3 protein-coding genes are annotated in these 3,468 nt (G+C 62.0%); 1 reads left to right on the plus strand and 2 read right to left on the minus strand.

All coding sequences use genetic code 11. The features are described from left to right. The first annotated feature begins 390 nt into the window (after nt 1-390). The gene (locus LzC2_RS20870) at nt 391-1,827 is read left to right on the plus strand and encodes a hypothetical protein (RefSeq protein WP_171189958.1); all 1,437 of its coding nucleotides are present in this window, start codon (nt 391-393) and stop codon (nt 1,825-1,827) included. A 50-nt stretch (nt 1,828-1,877) separates the two neighbouring features. Here LzC2_RS20870 and LzC2_RS20875 read toward each other — a convergent pair whose 3' ends face one another. Both LzC2_RS20875 and hisG read right to left on the minus strand, forming a co-directional pair. Beyond that, entirely contained in the window at nt 1,878-2,261 is a 384-nt protein-coding gene (locus tag LzC2_RS20875) for a hypothetical protein (protein ID WP_171189959.1), read from the minus strand. A gap of 99 nt (nt 2,262-2,360) precedes the next feature. Continuing rightward, the gene (gene hisG, locus LzC2_RS20880) at nt 2,361-3,266 is read right to left on the minus strand and encodes an ATP phosphoribosyltransferase (RefSeq protein ID WP_171189960.1); all 906 of its coding nucleotides are present in this window, start codon (nt 3,264-3,266) and stop codon (nt 2,361-2,363) included. Nucleotides 3,267-3,468 lie beyond the last annotated feature (202 nt).

Below are 3,468 nucleotides of genomic sequence, written 5' to 3' on the forward strand. Positions count from 1 at the left end.
CCCCCGCACCACATCCGCCAAGCCCCCCCCACCGACGACGATCAATGCCCGCGGCTCCCCGCGCAGCACGCCCGCCAACCGCTCCGCCAGATCCGGCAAATCAAACAGACTCCCGCCGAGTTTGAAGACGACGGGCGGCGGCGGGGTTTGCATCACGGGGACGACCGAGCGGAGCGAAGCCGGGGCATCTTGACCGGGTAGCGGGGGGCGGTTGAACTGACCCACCCGCAAATCGCCCTCGCCGTCCCTGCTCGGCCCCGCATGCCGCGGTTCACCCCTCGTCCGGTGCGCCGACCGCCCCAATGGCCGCATGACAACGTGCACACGTTATCGTCCGCCATGCCGGAAAAGCACTAGTTCGCCGACCAGATCAAACCGTATATCATCGTCATGACTGAAACAAACCAACTTCGGCCGATCAAGCCTCGGGACCTGACAGCCGAGACGAATACGTTTACGACGTATCTGTCGCAGCTTGGCCTCCCGACTGACAACGTCATTGCCACTACTGATGAACGTGATCTCGTCGCAACAAACCTGCCTTCGTTTCTCGAATCCCTGTCGAAGGAGCAACTGCGAGAAGCTCGGTATTTGTCGAAGTTTGTTGGCGCGACGGCCATCGGGCTTTTTGATGCAGCTCTGAATTACGTATGGAATGAAGTCGTCCTAAACCTACGGCGGAAAGTCGCAGTTTACGGTATCGATTTATTCTTTGACGCTGCCGTTGGTGGCGCCGCCCGGGCGCACTACAAAGACGAGTCAGATTTGGACGGGCTCAAGGATTCGGTACTTTTGGATACGTGCCGAAAGCTCGAATTGCTTTCGGATATCGTCTACCGAAAGGTCGACCACATTCTGACAATGCGAAATGAGGTTGCCGCTTCTCATCCAAACGTCGAGAGTATCGGCGGTTTTGAGTTGATGGGCTGGCTCCAGACCTGCGTCAAAGATGTCCTCCAAGATTCGCCATCGGAATCTGCGATTCAGATTCGCTCGATTGTTGGCAACCTAAGGAATGCGACTGCAGTCCTTGATGCCGACACCGTTAAACGCTTCGACGCCGAGGTGCGAAACCTTTCTCCTCCGCACGTCCATAATCTTCTGATCACGCTCTTCGGCATATACGCGGAGCCCAATAGCGATCAAGTGCTACGCAAGAATATCGCCCAACTGAGCCCCAGCATCTGGGAATGTGCGGAAGACCGTGTCCGCTATCGGATTGGGGTAATGATCGATGGTTACCGCACTAATCTTCATGAAGACAAACTAAAACGCGGTCTCGAGTTCCTAAAGAACGTTGAAGGTCTTGCGTACGAATCGCTCCCCGCACGAACGGTAGCACTCGACTTGCTAAACAACCGATTAAGAGAGGCTCATTCTGGATGGGATAACTTTTACCACGAACCGCCGGCGATGCAAGAGGTCTTGGGTTATTGCAAGAAGTCAACCGACATACCAGCCGAGATCATGCCCTCCCTAGTAAAGACGGTGATCACTTGTCGTATTGGCCGAGGATTAAGCTACAAACGTGGCGTAAGTCCGGCAGGCTGCCCGCTGTATGATGCATTTCTCGGGATGCTAGATGACAATGGCGTTATTCAGGCGTTGACTGCGCTCTTCTCCCCCGAGGTTAACTCCAAGCTCCAGAATCCGATCTGCCAAGAGCACCTTGGAGCAGTCCTGCAGGTATTGCGTCGCATCGCAATATCCGAGCGACTTCAGCACACTATTGACTTCTTGCTGAATGACATTCCAAATGCCTACCGTGCTAACCGGAACGACGACTTTCGCGATCTCACTCGACCAGTAGTTAATTTGCGACCATAAGACGGCGGACAATCGCATTCAACGGATCCGGCGCCCCCCAGGGCGTCGGATCACTCCGCGGGGGACGGGTCGGCGGTCGGGGCGTGTTCCGAATCCGGGTTCGAGCGGTCGGAGCAGTCGCGGCCGAGCCAGCGGCGGTAGGCGGCGAAGTCCTCGCGGCTGATCCGGTCGAACCGTTCCTGACAGAACGGCGTGCCCTTGGGCAACCGCTGCCGCGACCAGGCGACGTACTCCGCGTTCATCATCAGGTCGCGGGGATCCCAACCGGCGATCTCGGCGAGCCGCTCGGCGTCGCCGGCGGCGACCTTCAACGCCGCCAACGTCACCCGCGCCTTGTCCGGCCCCAAGCCCGCGGCGGCCAGCGCCGCCTCGACCGCGCTCCGGTCCGCGGCGTAGTCCCGCGCGAGCACGCGGTCCACGTCGGCGGCGTCCACCTCAGGAATCGGTTGGTGCTGCATCGGACCGCATAGCTATGGAAGAGCGGCGGCGCACCGCTCGGCGACAGGGCAGAACGCACCCGGCGGGCGGACGGTTCACTCGATGATCTTCGAGATCGGGCTCTCCACGATCCAGCGGGCGCCGGCGGCTTTCAGGCCGGGGAGCACGGTGCGGACGTCGCGCTCTGCCACGACGCTTAAGACGTCCACGCGATCCTCGTCCGCGAGGCTGCTGATGGTGGGGCTCTCCAGGCTCGGCAGCACCTTCAGCACCGCGTCGAGGTCCGCCTTCGGCACGTTCATCATCAGCTGCACCTTGCCCTCCGCGGCGAGGACCGCGTTGAGCATCAGCACCAGCGAGTCCAGCTTCTGCCGCTTCCACGGGTCGGCGGCGGCGCTGGGGTGGGCGATCAGGCGGGTCGTGCTTTGCAGCACCTCGTCCACGATGCGCAGGTTGTTCGCCCGCAGGCTGCTGCCGGTCTCGGTGACCTCCACGATCGCGTCGGCCAGTCGCGGCGGCTTCACCTCCGTGGCGCCCCAGCTGAACTCCACCTTCGCCGTCACGCCGTGCTTCTCGAGGTACCGCTTCGTCAGGCCGACGGCCTCCGTGGCGATCCGCTTCCCTTCGAGGTCTTTGACCGACTGCACCGGCGAGGACTCCGGCACGCACAGCACCCAGCGGACCGGGCGGCGGGAGACCTTGCTGAAGACCAGCTCCGTCAGTTCGACCACGTCGGCGCCGGTTTCCTCGATCCAGTCGTGGCCGGTGATGCCGGCGTCCAGAATCCCCTCGCCGACGTAGCGGGCCATCTCCTGAGCCCGGATCAGCAGGCACTCGATCTCCCCGTCGTCGATGCGTGGGAAGTAGCTGCGCGAGCTGATCTGCAGGTTGTAGCCCGCCTTGCGGAGCAGGTCCGCGGTGGCCTCCTGCAAACTCCCGGCGGGGATGCCGAGCTTGAGGAGGCGCGAATCGGAATTGGAATCGGTGGGCGAGTCGGACATGGCGAGCGGATTGCACGGGGAAAGGAGACGGATTGCAACGCGGCGCGCAGCTCTTCCCCCCTCTCCCTCAGGGAGAGGGGCCGGGGGTGAGGGTGGGGATCGCTTCCACGGAAGCATTCATGGAGCAGTCTTCGACGGGCGGCGGGTGAGAAACGGGGCGTTGCAGGGCCGTCGGGCGGCGAAAGCCCCCTCACCCCCAGCC

The organism is Alienimonas chondri, assembly GCF_013036045.1.
GTDB lineage: Bacteria > Planctomycetota > Planctomycetia > Planctomycetales > Planctomycetaceae > Alienimonas > Alienimonas chondri.